Below are 18,438 nucleotides of genomic sequence, written 5' to 3' on the forward strand. Positions count from 1 at the left end.
AGCTTTGAACATCATCGCCGGACCCTGCCGCGTCACTCAGCCCGCGCTCCACCACGCAACATTTGGGCCGGCATCGAGTGACCACAATGCCTGGAGCCGGGGCCTCGAACTGACAATGCGGCTCCGCGCCTAAGTAGTTCATCGGCTTAAGGCAGTGGCAGCTTTGCTAACCTTTCTTGCCGCTAACGGGCCGAAAGTTGCACATGATGGCGCTCCGCAAGAGCGGGCATTCAACCGTTCCGGGCACCGGATTTCCATTTCAGGAAGGTGTGTTTCTGAAGCTGGACATGGTCGACGGGCGCTGGTGGTGCGGCTTCGAGCCGTACACCTTCGTGAATATCCCGCGGGCCGAGGAGACCCAGAATGGGAATCCGGGGCGTGAGGAATTCTCCAATGCGGATCCCATGGGCGCGCGTCCTGACCGCAGCGGTGACCCTGCGGGCGACTGGCGGCGTGAACGGTGGGCGCAGCGCTACAACAAGAACTGGGCGAGCATCATCGCTGGCTGGGCCCAGCTTCTTACGCCAGCGGCGGGACGAAACGGGCGTTCGGGCTGGAGGAGGGCGCCGGGATTGATGCCGTGTTCCAGGTGTCCCCGGTGACCGGCTGGAGCCGGCCGGGCCATCACCACGTCTATTTTGACAGGACCACGTAATGAGCTCCCCTGCCTCGTTGACAAAACTTCCGCCGTTCACGCTGCTAGACGAGCCGTACCTGTCCTTCTCGCCTTCGGATTCTACCCAGGTCGACGTTCACCCGCTCCGGGGCTTGCGATTTCGGACCCTATTCGAAGGGGTCGTTCGGCGGCTTCACCTCCCGGATAAGGATCGCGACCGTGGGCCCAGAGAGCGCCTTTAAGCGACGCGGCGACTTGATGCTGTTGCTGCGCAACGTGCATCGTCCGACTGACAGGTCCGAATATGTTCCGCAATATCCGGGGTTTGAGCGGCTCTTCAATGTAGCGCTAGAGTCGGCCCCACGCGACGCTCACATCAAATGGCCCGAGCACCTGCACGGACTGCCCGGCGAGGGTGATCCGCAAACCCGGCTCTACCTCGCGATCGAGGCGGCACTCCGGCGGCTCGATATGCTTCGCAACGCGTTTGATGTCGTTTTGGTTCACTTCCCAGACAATTGGAACCCGGCCACTCGCGGCAAATTCTTCGACGCTCACGATGCACTCAAAGCACTGGGCGCCAGATACAATATCCCAATCCAGGTGCTGAACGACCGGGCTTTTACCTTCACCCATAAGGGGTCGCTTGCATGGCGGCTGGCCACGGCCCTATATGTGAAGGCAGCAGGCACGCCGTGGAAGCTGGCGCCGCTAAAGGGCGTGCCGGCCGATACCGCATATATCGGTCTGGCCTATGCGCTGCGCGGTGACCAGCGGGATGCGCATTATGTGACATGCTGTTCGCAGGTGTTCGATATGGACGGCGGCGGCATGCAGTTCGTGGCCTTCGAAGCCCAAGACCCCGTGGCCGACGTTGCCGAGGCGCGAAGAAATCCGTTCCTGAGCCGCGACGACATGCGCGCCGTTCTCGCCCGTAGCCTAGAACTCTACCAGGGCCGCAATGGCGGCAACGTGCCCAGGCGAATGGTCATCCACAAGACCACTCCCTTCAAGGACGGCGAGATCGAAGGGGCGTTTGATGCGCTGGCTGGCGTCCCGGAAATCGAGTGTATCGAGGTCAGTTCGGCATCCTGTTGGCGCGGCGTCTGGCTGATCGAGTCGGGCTTGCCCAGCCCCCCAAACCAAACCGTCAGGCCACGCGGTGCCGCGGGGAACGATGGTGGTGCGGTCCGGCAATTCCGCGCTGGTCTGGGTCGCTGGCAATGCGCCTGACGTGTCGACCAAGGGCGATTATTATCAAGGCAGAAGAGCATCCCGCGGCCGCTGCAACTGATCCGTCATGCCGGCAGCGGACCGCTCGAATTGACCGCTCACGAGGCGCTAGCACTGACCAAGATGGATTGGAACAACGACGCGCTCTACGACCCGGTGCCGGTTAGCATCCGCTATTCGCAGAAACTAGCACGCACGATAGCGAATGTCCCGGACTTGCCGCGGAACGTCTATCCCTATCGCTTGTTCATGTGAGCTTCGTTCGCCCTCACCGCCGCTGGGTTCGCCTGATGGGATCAGCCCGTCCCCGTCACGCGGAGGGTAGCTAACTCAACACATCCGCTCAAATCGTAAGCGTCCGGCCTGAGGCGTCGCGCGAGCTGTGGTTGTCGACAATTTGTTGTGATCGTAGGGTGAGACCGTTTGGCCTAACCACGACGACGAAGGTGTTCAAGAGATGCGCGAAGTAGCCTGTGCCATCCTGGTTCGCGATGGCACCTTGTTGCTTGGGCGGAGGTCTCCGCATCGTCGGTCGTATGCAAGCTGCTGGGATGTGATTGGGGGACATCTTGAGGGCGCGGAGAGGCCAGAGGATGCGCTCGTTCGGGAAGTTCGAGAGGAAGTTGGCGTAACGCCGACGGGCTTCATGCCAATCGGGGGGTTCGTCGAGTCTTCACCCGAAGTTGGACCCGGCCGGCTTCATTTCTTTGTTATCATGGAGTGGGCCGGCGGCGATCCGGAGATGCGGGGTGATGAGCATACCGAGCTCCGGTGGTTCGATGTTGAGACGGCCTGCGCTTTGCCTGACCTCGCTTTGCCGCAATACCGTTCGATCTTCAGGTCACTGGAAGGCAGGGTGACCGCACGCACCGAATAGTGAATGACATCGGGGAGATGGCGACGTCGCCGGATCAGCGCCACGGCAGCAGCTCTTCGATCCGGTTGATCGGGTGACCGTCGGCAATGCGGGCAAGGACGTCTGTGAGCCAAGCTTCCGGGTTAACGCCGTTGAGCTTGGCCGTGCCGACCAAAGTGTAGATCGCCGCGGCCCGCTCGCCGCCGGCGTGAACCGGCGAAGAGATAGTTCTTGCGGCCAAGGGCGATGCCGCGCAGGGCGTTCTCGGCGATGTTGTTGTCGGCCTCCAGCCGGCCGTCGTCGAGGAAGCGGGAGAGCGCAACGCGGCGCTTGAGCTGTAGCGGAACGCCTCGGCGAGCGCCGACCTGGCAGAAAGCATGCGAGCCGTTGCCTCCATCCAGGCGAAGAGGCCGGCGAGCAGCGGCTTTGCGGCGACGCGGATCGCCAACTTTGGCCGGACATGCCGTATTACCTTGAAGTGGCCGGGGACGTACTCCAGCACCTCGGTCACATCTTCGCCGAGCCGGGTCATATGGGATCCGCAGGCCCAGCAGACGCAGGCTTCATTGCCATCGAGATCGTGGACGATCTCCTCGCGCGGCAAGTGGTCCGGCAAAGGCCGGCGCTTCGGCAGTATCCGGTCTGGTCGGGTCACCGCTGGCGTGCGACGGCGGGCAGTCGGCCCTGCCTAGCCTCACGACGCCAATTGAACAGCATGTTGGCGTTCATGTTGTGCCCTATGCGTGGCGCCAGTCGTCGCTTCGACAACTGCCTTACTGATCGTCCGACGACATCCGTAGCGGTCCGATCTTATCCTGTTCAAAATGTGGGGTAAAATGAGGGCTTCGATGTAGGCGATCAATAAAGTTATAGCTTTTTCAACGGGCTAGCAGTCAAAGTGGCGGAGAGAGCGCTTTCGATCTGATGGCTGAAATTGTTATCGTTTTCGGTCGCATTGTTACACAGTTTGTTACACCGCTGGAACGATGACCTCCAAGGCTTCGCCTCTGAGTGCGCCCGCCCAACGACTTAGCGAAGCCGGTGGCCCCGTAGACACTCCGCACGTGTAGGTTGAGGCGTGGGTCAGACGGTGACCCGATCCACACATGGAGCAGGAGAGCCGTTGCTTACGGATGCGAGACATCCGCCGAGGACGGCCGCTTTGCGCCTGATCTCGGTCGTTGGCCGGTTCGCGATTCTAGCCTGAAAGCAGTCGCCCCAGCAAAGCGGAGAAATGGGGCGGCCTAAGCTCTAAACATCAGCATCTCCCAGTTGCTGGGGTGCTTATCCGATCAGGATCTTAGAGGCCAGTCAGAGGGAATGAGCTTAATTCCGGATGCCTTTGTCCATCTGCCTTTTACGGCTGCGACATATTCCGGGTCTTCCTCGATATAGGCGTGTTCGATGAGGATGATCTGCAGGCCCGCCTGGCGTGCCGTTTCGTCAAACAGAAAACGGACGATCTGCTGCATCGCGACCTGATCGTCATCCTTCTCCATTTCCTGGAGCCGCTTTTCGTCCCCACCCTTGGGGTAGTAGGGGCGGCTAATCTGATCGATGACCAGAACGCCCGGGACGGGCGCCACGATGGTTTCGAAGAGCTTGTGCAGTGAGAAGGACAGAGCGAGATGGATAGCCAGGTAGTTTTGGTCAGAACCTATCTCGGCCATTGTGAGAACCGCTCGACGAGATGGCTCGATCACCGAAATGTTCGGGGTTGAAGAGAACACCACTCGCGAGCCCGTAGCTGGCACCACAGTGGGAAGGTCGTCGAGCATCTCGGTCGCGAAGCCGCTGACCATGTTCTCCGCGTCGCGAAGACGGTCCTTGCGAGCCTGCGGATCGACCTGATCCCTCAGCTCCTCGATCCGGGCCATGAGCGATTCGGAATTCGTCGAAGTCGCCTGGAAATCTTTCGCCGTTGTATCGAGGAATTGGTCGATACGACCCACGACACGAGCCCTCTCCTGTAGAAGAGACCCTGTCTTCACCGCCTCTTCCTCTACCCGGACGAGCCCGCTGATTTGCTCTTCGACTTCCCTCAGGCGGCCGGATTTAGAGCCGATCAAGTTTTCGATATGTCCTGAATGGGCGTCTAGACGAGGACGCATCCCGTCGACCGCGAGAACCTCGTTTGAAACGATCTTCAAAGAATTGCGTATTTGCTCTGCCATTGCCTGGCCTGCGGCATTCTCAGCGTCGCATACGGGACACCGCCCGTCGTCGAGCCTTAGGTGCTCGACCAGACGCAACTTGTGAGACTGCCCAGACACTGCCGATTCATAGCCGACCGCCTCGCGGATAGTCTGCCTGAGCATCTGACGCTTACCTCTCAGCGCCTGCAATTCTGAAACCAGTTCTCGCCGCTCTTCCTCAAGGAGTGTCCGAGCCTCCGAATCTCTGGTGTCTGATGAATCGACCCCACTGCCCGCGACTTCGGCGAGCTGGTCAAGGAGGCTTTGGTCGGACGCATCTGTGGAAGGCAATTCGGCCAGCAGGCCGACACTTTGCGCCTGCGTCAAAAGCGCCATCGAGCGCTGCGTCAAGAGGCTTTGGCTCCTCTCCTGTGCTTTCGCCTCCCGCTCGATCCTCGCCAGCGCGGCTTCAAGTTGTCGAAGCGTCCGCGCGGCGAGGACACTCTCCTGATCGATAGCGCCGAGGAAGTAGGGAATAGTCGCCTTGATGTCCTTTGCTTTTTCCGGTCGGTTCAGGTCGTGCAGCAGTGTCGTCCTGCTAATGATGACGTCTCCAGACAAGAAGATGTAGGGAGGTACGTCACGGATGGTCGCGCGCCCCTTGTCAGACTTGGCGGCGATGGCCGGGTCGTCGGTGCCTTGAATGCCGAACGCCTTTTCGATCAATTCGCGCGCAGTCTCTCGATTGGTTGGGCCCTCAAGTTCTTCGGACGTGTCCGGAAGCATAAGGTTTCGGCCTGACCGAACGTACATCAAGCTGGTGCCGCTTCCGGCTTTTGGAATCTTTCTGCCAACGATAAGGTCAGTTTCACCCAGCGCCCAGTGAACAGCCACGGCTTCGGCGTGGTTACGCACGAAGAATGGTAGATTGCAGTCCTTCGACCCAAGGCAGTAATCGATCGCGTCTATGATCGCGGACTTGCCTGTCCCCGATGCGCCGGTGATTACATTGACCTTGCCGACATCAAATTCGAGTGTCCTGCGCCTTCCACCGACACCAAAGAATGCAATCTCACGAATGTTCCAACGACTCACGGCATCACTCCGAACGCGGAAAAGATTGTCCCAGCTGATCCTGCCTTGCCCATCCAAGTGCCGAGCCGCTCCGCCCGTTTCATGGCGCGCTTCGGTTTCTCTGGTAAGGCGGCAATTGATACCTTCGGCGCTTTCCGAGTGCCGAGGCCGATGGTCCCATCGGAATTGAACGATAGGGCCTTTGTACTAAGTCCGAACCGTACCGCCGCTGATACGATATCCTTCGAGGCATCTAACCGGGCAGCCAAGTCTAGACGAACATCTGGATATCGGTTGAGCCAAGACAGGAGACCTGTTGTAGCCGCCGTCTGCTGGAAGGACGTTTCCAGGTCGTCGGAAAGAGCGAGCGGCAAGGCGAGGTACGCAAGCGCGAACTCCGGCGATCTTTTCGAAACCGCATGGTATGTTTGGCAGAATCCAACGAGGCCGAATGTACCGAAAGCAGGATTGCTTTCCGCGAAGAGATCGTAAGCCAAGCTCATTTCTTAAACCCCAGAAGGGCAACATAGTCAGGATGCCAGCCGACTCGGCCGTCGATCGACAGTACGTGATATGTCCCTCTGACGTAACTTGGCGAAGTAACGGTCGGTGTGAGGTATTCGATTTTGTTCGGTGCTTCAAAGAAGCTCCAGTTCAGTAGCTCGCGCCCTTGGGTCTTTTTTTCGTCGTTGGATTTGCCGTCGCACTTTTCGCACATGTCAGCGTGCATGTATGACCACTCCTCGGTCAGCCGATCGTCATACTTGGAAATCTTCTCTTGCCAGGTCGGGTTATCGGTGGACCATCGCGACCGAGATGCACGAGCACGCCATTCATGGGTGATAGCCCTTTGAAGCCAGGATGCAGTTGATTCCACCAGCTTGATCTGGCTCTCGACCATCGGATGCGATCGGTAGGTATCTGGGGGAAGCTCCGTCGCATAATAGTCCACGAGGTTGTCGTGTTCGATATCGGCAACGATCTCCATATGTCGCTTCACGAGCTCGAAGCGGTGGATGGCCTTATCCCGCTTCCCACAGTGCGCATGAACGATCTGGCGATTCCACCACTCCACCATGCGTGACGCTACATCGGCCTGATCTTTCGCGAGCACGGATGTCAGTCTTTTCGCGAGTTCGTCCTCAATGTACTTGATGTTCCGTTGGCCGGGCATCAATTTGACCCTGGAGAGGATCTCGGCCTGTTTCTCGTCGGAGAGCTGTAGAAATGCCTCGCAGCCCGGAGCGCGTTTCGCATGAGGAAGCGGCGTTACCCCTTTCGCCACTGCGTCTGCCCTTTCCTGCACGACACGCTTTGCTTCCTCTCGGAGCGCGATCAGAAGCTCGGCACGGCTTTTTGCGTCGTCGAGAAGGACTGTAAGCGAAGAGCTTGGGGGGATATCTGCGACGGTGACGAGGTGAAGCGATGTCGTGGAAAGGTCGAGATCTGGAAGGACGTCGATCCACACCTTCAATGTCTTCCAAAGGTTCACGCTCGCCAAGCTGATCGCGTCCGGTTTTTTCGACAGCGAATGTTTGAGCTGCTCGAGGATCGTCTGTCCGCTAGTTTCGAGTACAACATCGTCGAGCGTCTCGAGATAGATCACGGCTTCGAGACTTGTCTCACTCCAAAGCCTCAAAAGCGCATATTGGGCCTGGTAAAGAAAACCTAAGGCTGAGGCATCGGCACTGTGAGCGTTCATTTTTGATCATTTTCGATATCGAGAAGGCAAACTGTCTAACGGTGACTCACACGAACCACGTTTCCGAATCAAGTCACCAATATTCTAATCCTCTGCCCTCTCCGAGGTGAGGACAATTGGACAGCCAGCTGTCACTCTAAAAAACCAATCGGTGCCCAACATCTATAGGAAGATTCATCCCTTGGGGAAGGTCTGGATGGAGTGTCGGATAGCGGCCAGTTAAAGAGCGGTTCGTCTCATTCAGTATTGGCCGCTTTGGTCATTCGATGACCGGTAACCTGCCAGTCCGCTAACGGACCCAATCAAGTCGTTTTGAAACCGGCAGCCGCTTGCGGGTAAGGTCCTGATAGGCGAAACTGATTGGAACCGGGAGGGTTGCCACCTCGCCTCCGAGGTTGGCCGCCGACAGAGTGCTCCGAAATGGACCGCAAGCTCGCCGCCATCCTTGCTGCTGACGTTGTCGGATATTCTGCCATGGAGCGCGACGAGGCGGGTACGCATGAACGGGTGCGCGCCGGTCATAAGGAACTTTTCGAACCGACAGTAGCGCGTCATCATGGCACTATCTTCAAGCTGATGGGCGACGGCCTGCTGGCGGAGTTTTCTTCTGTCGTCGAGGCGATGGAGTGCGCGGTTTCGCTGCAACGCGGGTTGGCCGAGCGAAACGCCTCGTTGCCGAAAGACCAGCGTATCGATGTGCGGATCGGCGTCAATCTTGGCGAGGTGATTGTCGAGGGTGACGATCGGTTTGGCGAGGGCGTAAATATCGCGGCGCGGCTGGAACAACTTGCCGAGCCTGGCGGCATCTGGGTGTCTGCAAAGGTCGCGCGCGAGGTTGAGAAGAAGCTGGCTTTCGGCTTTCAGTCGATGGGCCTGCAGAAGGTCAAGAATATCGCGGAGCCGGTGGAGGCATATCGTGTCACGATCGACGGCAAGGCCAAGCCCAGGCGCGCGAGCCGCAGCCGGTCGCGGCTGCCAGTCGTGGCGAGCTTCCTGGTGCTGGTCTTAGCAGTCGCTGCGGTCGTGGTGTGGTGGCCGTTCTATGGAATAAATCGCAAGATGGGCCAGGGTGGCATCCCGACCGTGGCGGTCTTGCCGTTCAAGAACATGAGCGGCGACCCGAAGCTGGAGTATTTCAGCGACGGCATGATAGACAATTTGATCTCGATGCTGGCAGGCGTCACCGAACTTAAGGTGCTCTCGCGTAGCTCTACCTTTGTCTACAAGACAAGCCAACCGATGTCCGCCAGATCGACCACTTCGCGGTTGTCATTGGTCCTCGATCTTGACCGCCTTTAGGGCGATCTCCTGGTCGATAAGACCGGCCACATCTTCCGGATGATGGAACACCCCGATCATTGCGACACCAGATGCCTTAAGCTGCGTCAGGCGTTCGACCAAAGCGTTGCGGGCGTCGCGGTCGAGCGAAGCCGTCGGCTCATCGAGAAACAGAAGCCGCTGCGGCAGAATAAGAGCCCGCGCCAGATTGACCTTCTGCTGCTCGCCGCCGGAGAAGGTCGATGGATAGGCCGCCCAGAGCTGTTTCTTCACCCCGAACGCGCCGAGCGAGCGGCGGGCCTCGACGAGAGCCTCGGCATGGTAAGTGCCGGCGAGCCGCAGGGGTTCTGCAACAACCTCCTCAGCGGCAACGCGAGGCCTGGCATTGAGAAACTGGGTGACGAACCCGATCTCGCGGCGGCGAAGGACGGCAATATCGACATCGGCGGCCGAGGCGAGGTCGATCACGCCCTCCCGCGTGTGATAGTAAGCATGACCCCCTCGTGGCAGGTACGAGCGGTAGAGGGTGCGCAGCAGCGTTGATTTGCCGGCGCCGTTCTCCCCCCTGAGCAGAATGAACTCGCCCTCACGAAGTTCAAAATCAATGTTGTCGAAGGCAAATAGCGTGCGCTTGAGGTGGTGCATTTCAAACTGCTTGCTAAGGCCCTCGACGCGCAACACAGGCGCCGCCTTCTTGGGGATAGAAACCTCGATATTCATGTCGGACACTCTCAAAGCTTGGCGTGGACGAGCTGCTGGGTGTAGGCGTGCTGGGGGTCTTGGAAGATCTGATCCGCCAACCCCTGTTCCACGACCTTGCCGCGACGCATAACCATGACGCGATCGGCCATGGTCCGGATCACACCGAGATCGTGGGAGACGAGAACCATGGTGATGGCGCGGTCCCGCTGCAACCGCTTCAGCGTATCGAGCACAAGTGCCTGAACACTAACGTCCAGACCGGTGGTCGGTTCGTCGAGAAGCAGCACCACCGGTTCGAGCGCGATTGCCTTCGCGAGTTGCACACGCTGTTGCATTCCGCCAGAGAGTTCGCGTGGCGTCGCATCCATCCGCTCGACCGGAAACTCGGATGCGTCAAGCGACTGCCGCGCCCGTTCACGGAGTTCCGCGAAGTTGCGCTTGCCGGCAATTAGCAGCCGCTCGGCAACGTTGCCACTGCTGGTGTGACCCATCAGGAGGCCAAGATGAGGGTTCTGGTAGACGATACCGATATGCTGTGCTCTCAGCGAGCGCCGCTCGAAGCGGTCGAGCGTGAAGAGATTTCGGTCCTCGCGGCCTGGCAGGGCCAAATGATAACTGCCGGCTTCCGGAGTATCTTCGAGATTCATCATTCTGAGCAAAGTCGACTTGCCGGAACCGGATTCGCCGACGATGCCCAGAACCTCGCCAGGGTAGACGCTGACATTGACATCGCTGAGAGCTTTGACGTCACCGAAATTCTTGGAGATGCCGCGCATGGTAAGCATCGGCTCGGCGAGCATCAGACGCGGTGGCTGGCGGGTGATCTCCGTCGTTGCAGCGAGATTGAGAGCCCTCATCAGTTCATCTTCCCGTTCTTGTACCAGGTATCGCCGATCTCGACCGGCTCGCCTTGAGCCTTGCGCATGTGCTTCACGCCGAAATGGCTGTCGGAAAGCTCGAACTTCGCGGAGCCGTCATCTTGCGGCAATTCGTTCATGAAGAAGCCGGTGACATTGGTGCGGTAGCAGGTCTTGTCCTGATGATCCTCGACCCGATAGGGGATATCGTCGAACACCAGCGGTTCCACGCGTGTATGGGGCGGTACGGCGTAAATTCGCTTCTCGCGTCCGGCCGAGAGAATGGTCAGGTGGTCGGCTTCATTGAGCTTCAGCACGTCCCAGCGCGGGATCGGTGAGGGGGAGATGACGTGGCGGCCGTTCACGAGGCTGGGGTACTCCGTATACTGCATAATCCGCCCTGACTTGACGAGTTGTTCGTACAAAATGAGCCAAAGGTGCCCGTAGTCGGCATCACCGTGCATTTCCCGTGCGACCGACATATCTGACTGGACGGTCCGCAACGGTTCGGGATCGGGTACCTGCAACACCAGAACCTGGTCGTCACGCAGTTTCTCTTCAGGAATGCGGTGACGAGACTGAATGATGGTTGCCTTCTGGGTATCCTGTGTCTCCATCACGTCGCCGACGCGGCCAAAGAACTTGCGGATGCTGCAGGCGTTGACGGAATCGTCAGCCCCCTGATCGATGACCTTGACGACCGCGGTTGGCTTCAGGAGGGTGAGCGTTACCTGCAATCCGCCGGTGCCCCAGCCGCGCGCCATCGGCACTTCGCGACTGGCGTAGGGTACTTGATAGCCGGGTACCGCAATCGCTTTCAAAATGCGCCGGCGAAGTTCCCGTTTGGCCGACTCGTCGAGGAATCCATAGTTGAATGCCGCCCAGGGCCTGGTCAGTTCCTGCAATTTCATAGCGCATCATCCAGCAGTGCTTGTGTCAGCTCTTTCTTGGCGACCGTCGAGACTGATGCCTCGCGGTCAGCCTTGACCCTTCGAAAGGCATCGAGAGCAGACTGGAAGGTTACGTAGTGGGGGAGTTTAAAGTGAATACAAAAGCCGGAGCTTTCGACCGGCTCGGTATGATAGAGGATGAACTCCTCCGTTGCGGCGGAAGCTGGATTTGGCTGGCTGGAAGCAATGTCGAGGGTCGCGGCGGCGATCACTTTTACCTCGTTCCAGCCGAACGTGGCCGAAAAGCCGAGCTCCAGATTCTTCGATTTGGAGATGATCTCGGCCTGGCTCACACGAACGCGGCCGGCGCTGAAGATCGTGCCGCGTGGATGGCGGAGACGGACAGGTGCTTCGGCAAGCCGCAATTCGTTGACGGTGGGGTGGACGTCGCCGTAACCGCGCATCGTGGCATAGCCGAGCGCCAGCGCGCCGCCGGTGTCGGCTCTCGCCAGACTTTGCAGCTTGTGTGCGCGCGGAACTGGGAAGAGCAGTGGCTCGCGCGTCAGGTCCGGGATGTCTTCCGGGGCGACTTCTTCCGCCGGAAGAGCGGGGACTATTCCTTGAGCTTTCTGCCAGTCGATCAGCGATGGCTGCGTGGCCGGCGCCGGATGCAGAGCAGGCGGCACGGGTTGGGGCGTGAAATCCTCGCCCATCAAGACACCGACCTGCAGCAGGCGATGGGAATAGTCGAGCGTGGGGCCAAGGATCTGGCCGCCCGGAATATCCTTGAAAGCCGCCGAGATGCGACGGACCGTGAACAGGTCCGGCTGTGTTATAGGGCGGGCGAAGGCGATGCGCGGCTGCGTCGTGCGATAGGCGCGTAGCAGCAGCACGGCTTCGTAAAGATCGCCACCGGCCTGGGAGAGCGCCAATGCCGCCAGATCAGGTTCGTAAAGCGAAGCTTCTCCCATCAAGCGGTCGACGAGATAGGGCAGGTTCTTGCGCACGGCGTCGACCCGGTCGCGGTTGATCGTTCCGAGATCGCATCGAAACAGCCGCTCGGCATGTTCGATGGCCTGTTCGCCACCGCGGGTTGCTACATAGGCCATCAGAGCACCTCGACTGTTGTGGAACGGGGGATGCCGATCACACGGTCGTCATCGACAAGGTAGACATCGAAGCCAAGCGGGTAGCGGATGGCCCGCTGGCGCAACTCCCAGAAGGATGGCTCCACGTCATCGACCGCAATCGTCATGCTGGTCTTGATGCCGGGCCCGGTCATACGCAATCTCGAGCCACTGCCGAGGCGAGCGGGAGCAAACAAAGTGGCGGCCTCGTCGGGATAAGCCAGCGTGCCGACCCGCATGCCTGACAATGCGGCGACTGTTTCAGCCGTGTCGATCCGCGAGAAGATGTATTCGGCTGCGCGCTGCGATAGGGCGCGTGCACCGGTGCGACTTACGGCCTGCTGGGTATCCGGATTGTCCAGCACACAATAGGAGCATTCGCGATCAAGCAGGCTTCCGGCGACCGCCGCCAACCCGCTGGCAGGGAGCGTGCGAATGACCCCCGGGCGGCTGAGCGCCCACATCAGTTCCTCGAAGGCGGCGTTCGTGCGGCTCTCGTCCGCGGTTGGAGCAAGGGTGAGAGGCATCAGAAAGTCTCCATCTGTACGCGGGTGGCCTCGACTTGTCTCAGCCGCTGCCGATCGCTCTCTTCCTGGTGCCGGCGCTCGGCATCGAGGAGCTCGAGTATGACGCTGGCCTGGTGTCGGGCGGCAATGGCTGCGTCGATGACGGCCATCGCCATGGCGTGTTCGAGGTCGCGCCCAACGACAGCCCCATATCCTTCGAGGTCGCGGGCAGGCACTTCGATCTGCGCCTCGGCAACGAGGACTTCCCCCAGGTGGAATGCGGTGCCTTTCACCGTGTCCTGATAGGGAAGCATCGCAAGTCCCGTCCGGTTGCTGATGACCGTAACGTCACCGAAGCCATCCAGAACCCGCTCCGCCAGAGCCTTGATCGCAGCTGGCCGAGCGGATGCGAGGATGCCAAGCGCTTGGCCGTGGTCGTATTGTCCGATGACCGCGTCACCGGTTCTCACTTCATCCATTGTGGTCTCTTTTCTTCCAGCATTGAGGTTATCGAACGCAGAGTAGCCCCTCTTTCCAGATATTCGAATATCTTTAGTGTTATCCGAATATTGTGTCTAGCACCATTCCGGTCGCAGCCTGGGATTTGCTCCTTTTCGAATTCCGCGACCGCAGCCTCGCTGCCGCAACCGGCGTTAATCGACGCATGCGTCGTTGGAGCTCCGCTGATTCATCGGCGCTCTGAAGCCATCGAACTCGCGCACGACCCGTGAGGCGAAGCCGCGCAGGAATGCCATGGGACCGACAGGAACGAGGGCGAAGAAGCCGCCGATCATGCCGATCCGCAGACGGCCGATCGGGCAGGCGCCGTCTGCGAAATCGCGCATCGCCTGTTCCAGGACCTCGACCGATTGACCGCCGGCCAGCCGAAACGGCGCTTTGAGGGTGGGGTGAAATCCGTAGTGGCGCGGGCTCTGTCACGAGATCGTTGGCGATGGAACCGTCGGCTCATTCTCTGCCTTCAGAAAAGCGTCCCGCCCAAGCCTTAAAATTGGTGAAGAAGGGTCAGCGGGCAGGGTTCAGCTGGACAAGCCGCCTTGCGCGCTCGAGCGAAGCCGGCTGTTCATCGGCGAACCGGTCACTTTCGATCTCCATGATCAGCATCGTGTCCGGCAGGAATTGCAGTTCCGAGAAGATCGGCTCCCACGGGATGTCGCCCCAGCCAATCGGAAGATGCAGATCCCCGAAGCCATAGCTGGTGGCTTCGACCGGACGGTGGAACTTGCGCATGGTGTTGGGCAAGCCGTAGCTGTCGTGAACGTGAAGATGACCGGTCACCGGCGCCAAGGCGCGCAGCTCTTCTCGGAAGTTCAGTCGTCGTGCGGTCGATGCGATATAGGCGTGGGACAGATCGAGAACGGCAACGACCTGGTCCGAGCCGATCGCGCGCACGGTTGCTGCCACGTCACTCGGGCTCTGCACATACTCACCGTCGGCCGACGCGAAGATGTTTTCAAGGCCAATGCGAGCGCCGTAGCCGGCTGCGACGATCGCCATTTCGGCCAGCGCCTCCCGCTCCATGGCGTCATAGTCCGCGCAGTCTTCGCCTGGAGCCGGATAAGCATGACCGCCGTGTTGGACCAGCAATCCGGCACCGAGGCGGTCGCACAATTCGAGATTGGCCTGCATGACATGCTTGTGAAGATCGAGATGCTCGGGGTCCATGAAATTCGAAATCAACGGCCCATGCAGGGAGAGCCTCTTGAACCCATAGCTACGGACGATCGTCGTGATGCGGGCTGCCCGATCCTTCATGATCCGGCCCCGCGACACGACTTCCTCGGCGTAGATCGGGATTTCGCAGGCGTCCGCGCCGGTCTCGGCAACCTTTCGAAGCGAGGCATTGAACAGTTCCAGGTCGCCTAAGCTTGGGCGGTTATAGAACCCGATTGCACTGATATTGCCGGTCATTGTTGGCCTTTCTAACTCGACTTAGAAGAAAATCCTCTCGTTCCGAGAGGCGATTTTCGTACTGGGGCGATAAGCGTTTCTGGCGTGGGTCAGTCCGCCTCGACGAGATCGCGCGCCCAGTCCCCCAAGACCGAAATGGAGATCGTCGTGATCAAGATCAGGAAGCCGGGCGTCAGCGCGACCCACGGAGCATTGAACAGCTGGTCGCGGCCGATCCCGATCAGAAGCCCCAGCGAGACATCAGGAGGCCGAATTCCGACCCCCAGAAAACTGAGGGTCGTCTCCGCCAGGATCGTCTGCGGGAAGTTGATCGACATGTTGACCAGAAGCACTGCCATCGCATTTGGCAAAACTGATCTGGTTATGATCCGGAAGGTTGAGGCGCCCATGATCTGCTGAGCCTGAACATAGGGCTGGCTTTTGGCCGAAAGCGCGATTGCCCGGGCGAGGCGAGCGTAGCGATCCCAGCCATGAAAGATCATGATGGCGACGAACACCGTGAAGTCTGCACTCGGAAGCACGGTGATCAGGGCGAGGATGAGGATCAGGGTCGGTATCGTCGCCTGAAAATCAACGAGCGTGCCAACGATGGCATCGAGAATGCCGCCTATCCAGGCAGCCACAAGACCAAGCGCTGTTCCGACGATTGCTCCTCCGATCGTGCCGACTACCGCGATGGTCAAGGAGACCTGGATGCCGCGCAGAATGAGCGAGAGCATGTCTCGACCCAACGCATCGGTACCGAGCGGATACTGCCATGTTCCGCCCATGAAGACCGGCGCCCTGAAGCGGTCCAGCAGGTTAACCTCTGAGAGATCGCTTGGCGATAGCCACGGAGCTGCCATGACAACCACTGCCAAAAACGAAAGAACGCAGAAGCAGCCGACGATGGCGGGGGAAAAATTTTGTCGTAAAATCATTTCTTAACTCTCGCAGATTGTGCGAAGGCGGCGTGCGGACCGGTGGCGCAGATCGGCTATTCTCGGATCGATGAAGCCGTAGGACAGGTCCGCCAGGAGGTTGGCGAGGATCATCGTCACGCCGGTGATGATCATGATCGCCTGTACGACGGCGAAGTCACGAGCGCTCACACTTTCTATCAACAAAGATCCTGTGCCTTGCCAGCCGAACACATTCTCGACCACGGCGGCGTAAGTGACGAATTGCCCGAACTCCAAGGCCGTGATGGTGATCAGCGGCGTCAGCGCATTTGGCAGCGTGTGAACGCGATGGATGATCCCCTCGGATAGACCGCTTGCTCTTGCGGTCTCGACCATCGGGCGCGACAATACCTCGACCATTGCCGAGCGCGTGAAACGCGCATAGGTCCCTATCCCCACGGTCGACAGCGTCGCGACCGGCATAATGTAGGAGGTCCAGTCTACATAGCCGCTGGGCGAAAGCCAGCCGAGTTTCACCGAGAACAGATACATCGCCAGCACGCCCAACAGGAACGAGGGAACCGAAAGGCCGACAACCGACAGCGTGATGGCCAACTTGTCGATGAAGCGCCCCCGATGCATCGCCGAGAGAATCCCAAGCGGCACGCCCAGAGCGATCGACAGCAGGATAGTCGGGAGCACCAGGGACAGTGTCACGGGAATTCGATCCAGAACCAGCGCAAGAGCCGACTCTCCGGTTCGATAGGAGAGACCGAAATTCATGTGCAGCAGTCCGTTGAGATAAATCAGGAACTGCTGCCACAAGGGAAGATTAAGACCCCATTTCTCGCGGAAGGCATCAATGGCGGCCTGGCTGGTGTCTGGACCCAGCAATATTTGCGCGGGATCGCCACTCGCAGCGAGTGCGAAGAACGCAAAAGTCAAAAGCAGAAGGATCGTTATGCAAGCCCGCCCCAGGCGCAAGAGATACCAGTTCATACCGCGGCCTCCTCCTCGGGTAGGTGGCTCAGCGGAGCATCGGGGAGCCTTGGGAGGGCCGCAATCAGGTCCCGGGTGTAGCTCTCAGTCGGGTTGCGAAACAATTCGAACGTCTGGCCTTCCTCGATCAGCTTGCCATGCCGCATGACCACCACCCGGTCGCAAATATGCTGGATGACGGAAAGGTCATGGCTAATGAAGAGGATCGCGAGCGCGTATCTCGCGCGCAGGTCGAGCAGCAGGTCCAGAATCCTGGACTGGATCGACACGTCGAGTGCAGAAACGCTTTCATCGCAGATCAGGACGCGCGGTCGAACCGTCAGTGCGCGTGCGATCGTCGCCCTCTGCCGCTGGCCGCCGGAGAGGTTGCCGGGTTTGCGCTTAAACAGCGTCTCGTCGAGGTGGGTTTCGAGGAGCCGGGAGCGGGCCACACCTTCCCGTTCGCTTTTGTCCCCCAGTCGATGAATATCGAGCGGCTGGCGCACCTGATGAATGATCCTGCCGAGAGGATCGAGCGCGCCGCGGGGGTCCTGGAAAATGTACTGTATTTGCCGCCGCCAAGACGGATCCGGCCTGCTCCAGTCGAGGGTGCGTCCATTCAGCGAGATACGGCCGCCCGCGGGTGTCACCAGGCCGACGGCAGCTTTCGCCAATGTGCTCTTGCCCGAACCGCTTTCGCCGACCAGTCCGACGATCTCGCCTTCGCCGACATCAACGCTGACGTTCCGGAGGGCGTCGAAGCGGCGTCCGTCAGCCGTTTTGTAGCTCACCGAGATATTGTCGAGACGCAATGCCGGATGGCTGGCGGTAGGCACGCCGATCGGGCGCAAGGCGGCCGGCGGCGGGACTTGCGGCATGGTCGCTGAGGCGTGCGGCCGCGGCCGCGGCATGGATGCAATCAGTTGCTTAGTGTAATCGGCGCGGGGAGCCACGAGAACGGCGGCCGCAGAGCCAGTCTCCACGATTACTCCGTTTCTCAGGACAATGATCTGGTTGCACAGCTGATAGGCCACCGCCAGGTCGTGCGTGACGAATATGATCGACATGCCGCGTTCTGCGGCAATCGCCTTCAGGTGCTTGAGGACGCCGGCCTGGACGGTGACATCAAGCGCCGTGGTCGGTTCATCGGCGATGAGCAACCGGGGTTCACGCGCGAGAGCGCAGGCGATCGCCACCCGCTGGCATTGTCCACCAGACATTTGATGCGGGTAGGAATCGAGAATCTTTCCGGGGTCGACAAAACCGGCCGTCGTCAGCAGTGGGCCCGGATCACCAAGGGTCCGTAGCGCAAGGTGCCGCCTAACCGTCATCAGGGGATCGAGTGCACTCATCGGATCCTGGAATATCATGGCAATGCCATGTCCCCTGAGGCCAGCCAGCAATCGCCGGTCCGACAGGGGGTACGGCCGCCCTTCGAAATTCATCTGTCCTTTGATTTTGGCGCTCGGCGGCAGCAGGCCTGCAATGGCCCGGCACATGACGCTCTTGCCGGATCCGCTTTCTCCGACGATGCCGAGAATTTCTCCGGCCATCAGATCAAAGCTGATGTCGCGCAATGCAGAGCCGCTGTGCCCGGCGGCGAAGGCCACGCTCAGCCGCTGAACCGAGATCAGGGGATGAGCGCGACTTTGACTATGGGGATGCAAGTCCATG

The 18,438-nt window shown here is 59.7% G+C and carries 19 protein-coding genes and 2 pseudogenes; 5 read left to right on the forward strand and 16 right to left on the reverse strand.

Going from position 1 to position 18,438, the window contains the following annotated elements:
• Nucleotides 1-203: 203 nt before the first annotated feature.
• The 4 genes from AC0L2P_RS24120 to AC0L2P_RS24135 all read left to right on the forward strand — a co-directional run bounded on the left by AC0L2P_RS24120 (nt 204) and on the right by AC0L2P_RS24135 (nt 2,726).
• A complete protein-coding gene (locus AC0L2P_RS24120) occupies nt 204-602 on the forward strand; it encodes a hypothetical protein (protein ID WP_473504669.1) in 399 nt (132 codons plus the stop codon).
• A 272-nt stretch (nt 603-874) separates the two neighbouring features.
• The gene (locus AC0L2P_RS24125; protein WP_473504671.1) at nt 875-1,849 is read left to right on the forward strand and encodes an argonaute/piwi family protein; all 975 of its coding nucleotides are present in this window, start codon (nt 875-877) and stop codon (nt 1,847-1,849) included.
• A 90-nt stretch (nt 1,850-1,939) separates the two neighbouring features.
• Entirely contained in the window at nt 1,940-2,104 is a 165-nt protein-coding gene (locus tag AC0L2P_RS24130; protein WP_473504673.1) for a hypothetical protein, read from the forward strand.
• A gap of 202 nt (nt 2,105-2,306) precedes the next feature.
• Nucleotides 2,307-2,726: an NUDIX domain-containing protein gene (locus AC0L2P_RS24135; protein ID WP_473504675.1), complete on the forward strand. Its 420-nt coding sequence runs from the start codon at nt 2,307-2,309 to the stop codon at nt 2,724-2,726.
• Nucleotides 2,727-2,760: 34 nt separating this feature from the next.
• On the opposite strand, the pseudogene AC0L2P_RS24140 reads toward AC0L2P_RS24135, so the two are convergent.
• The 5 genes and pseudogenes from AC0L2P_RS24140 to AC0L2P_RS24160 form a co-directional block, all read right to left on the reverse strand.
• Nucleotides 2,761-3,135 (reverse strand): annotated as a pseudogene (locus AC0L2P_RS24140) (IS66 family transposase); the annotation flags it as partial.
• Between the two features lie 24 nt (nt 3,136-3,159).
• Nucleotides 3,160-3,360, reverse strand: a pseudogene (locus AC0L2P_RS24145) (IS66 family transposase zinc-finger binding domain-containing protein); the annotation flags it as partial.
• Nucleotides 3,361-3,997: 637 nt separating this feature from the next.
• Nucleotides 3,998-5,935, reverse strand: a complete 1,938-nt coding sequence (locus AC0L2P_RS24150) for a DUF3732 domain-containing protein (RefSeq protein WP_473504676.1) — start codon at nt 5,933-5,935, stop codon at nt 3,998-4,000.
• On the reverse strand, nt 5,932-6,411 hold the full coding sequence (locus tag AC0L2P_RS24155) for a three component ABC system middle component (RefSeq protein ID WP_473504678.1): 480 nt from the start codon (nt 6,409-6,411) through the stop codon (nt 5,932-5,934). The genes AC0L2P_RS24150 and AC0L2P_RS24155 overlap by 4 nt, the downstream gene beginning before the upstream one ends.
• A 2-nt stretch (nt 6,412-6,413) precedes the next feature.
• Nucleotides 6,414-7,616, reverse strand: a complete 1,203-nt coding sequence (locus tag AC0L2P_RS24160) for an ABC-three component system protein (RefSeq protein WP_473504679.1) — start codon at nt 7,614-7,616, stop codon at nt 6,414-6,416.
• 420 nt (nt 7,617-8,036) lie between these two features.
• Here AC0L2P_RS24160 and AC0L2P_RS24165 point away from each other — a divergent pair, with 420 nt between their 5' ends.
• Complete coding sequence (locus AC0L2P_RS24165) at nt 8,037-8,915, forward strand: adenylate/guanylate cyclase domain-containing protein (RefSeq protein WP_473504681.1); 879 nt, start codon at nt 8,037-8,039, stop codon at nt 8,913-8,915.
• Here the strand turns inward: AC0L2P_RS24165 and AC0L2P_RS24170 are convergent.
• The 11 genes from AC0L2P_RS24170 to AC0L2P_RS24220 all read right to left on the reverse strand — a co-directional run bounded on the left by AC0L2P_RS24170 (nt 8,886) and on the right by AC0L2P_RS24220 (nt 18,437).
• Complete coding sequence (locus tag AC0L2P_RS24170) at nt 8,886-9,614, reverse strand: phosphonate C-P lyase system protein PhnL (protein WP_473504683.1); 729 nt, start codon at nt 9,612-9,614, stop codon at nt 8,886-8,888. The genes AC0L2P_RS24165 and AC0L2P_RS24170 overlap by 30 nt on opposite strands.
• Before the next feature lie 11 nt (nt 9,615-9,625).
• Nucleotides 9,626-10,396, reverse strand: a complete 771-nt coding sequence (locus AC0L2P_RS24175; protein WP_473504685.1) for an ATP-binding cassette domain-containing protein — start codon at nt 10,394-10,396, stop codon at nt 9,626-9,628.
• 56 nt (nt 10,397-10,452) lie between these two features.
• Nucleotides 10,453-11,364, reverse strand: a complete 912-nt coding sequence (locus tag AC0L2P_RS24180; protein WP_473504687.1) for an alpha-D-ribose 1-methylphosphonate 5-phosphate C-P-lyase PhnJ — start codon at nt 11,362-11,364, stop codon at nt 10,453-10,455.
• Complete coding sequence (locus AC0L2P_RS24185) at nt 11,361-12,452, reverse strand: carbon-phosphorus lyase complex subunit PhnI (protein ID WP_473504689.1); 1,092 nt, start codon at nt 12,450-12,452, stop codon at nt 11,361-11,363. Before AC0L2P_RS24185 ends, AC0L2P_RS24180 begins: the two co-directional genes overlap by 4 nt.
• Complete coding sequence (gene phnH / locus AC0L2P_RS24190; protein ID WP_473504691.1) at nt 12,452-12,997, reverse strand: phosphonate C-P lyase system protein PhnH; 546 nt, start codon at nt 12,995-12,997, stop codon at nt 12,452-12,454. Before phnH ends, AC0L2P_RS24185 begins: the two co-directional genes overlap by 1 nt.
• Complete coding sequence (gene phnG / locus AC0L2P_RS24195; protein ID WP_473504693.1) at nt 12,997-13,455, reverse strand: phosphonate C-P lyase system protein PhnG; 459 nt, start codon at nt 13,453-13,455, stop codon at nt 12,997-12,999. Before phnG ends, phnH begins: the two co-directional genes overlap by 1 nt.
• A gap of 174 nt (nt 13,456-13,629) precedes the next feature.
• Nucleotides 13,630-13,821 carry a DUF1045 domain-containing protein gene (locus AC0L2P_RS24200; protein ID WP_473504695.1) on the reverse strand — a complete coding sequence of 64 codons (192 nt, stop codon included), beginning with the start codon at nt 13,819-13,821 and terminating at the stop codon, nt 13,630-13,632.
• Between the two features lie 178 nt (nt 13,822-13,999).
• Nucleotides 14,000-14,905 carry a TIM barrel protein gene (locus tag AC0L2P_RS24205; RefSeq protein WP_473504697.1) on the reverse strand — a complete coding sequence of 302 codons (906 nt, stop codon included), beginning with the start codon at nt 14,903-14,905 and terminating at the stop codon, nt 14,000-14,002.
• 89 nt (nt 14,906-14,994) lie between these two features.
• Nucleotides 14,995-15,750, reverse strand: coding sequence for an ABC transporter permease (locus AC0L2P_RS24210; RefSeq protein WP_473504699.1), 756 nt, complete (start codon nt 15,748-15,750; stop codon nt 14,995-14,997).
• A 78-nt stretch (nt 15,751-15,828) separates the two neighbouring features.
• Complete coding sequence (locus AC0L2P_RS24215; protein WP_473504701.1) at nt 15,829-16,785, reverse strand: ABC transporter permease; 957 nt, start codon at nt 16,783-16,785, stop codon at nt 15,829-15,831.
• On the reverse strand, nt 16,782-18,437 hold the full coding sequence (locus AC0L2P_RS24220) for an ATP-binding cassette domain-containing protein (protein WP_473504703.1): 1,656 nt from the start codon (nt 18,435-18,437) through the stop codon (nt 16,782-16,784). The genes AC0L2P_RS24215 and AC0L2P_RS24220 overlap by 4 nt, the downstream gene beginning before the upstream one ends.
• Nucleotide 18,438: the final 1 nt, after the last annotated feature.

The organism is Mesorhizobium sp. WSM4836 (assembly GCF_055811815.1).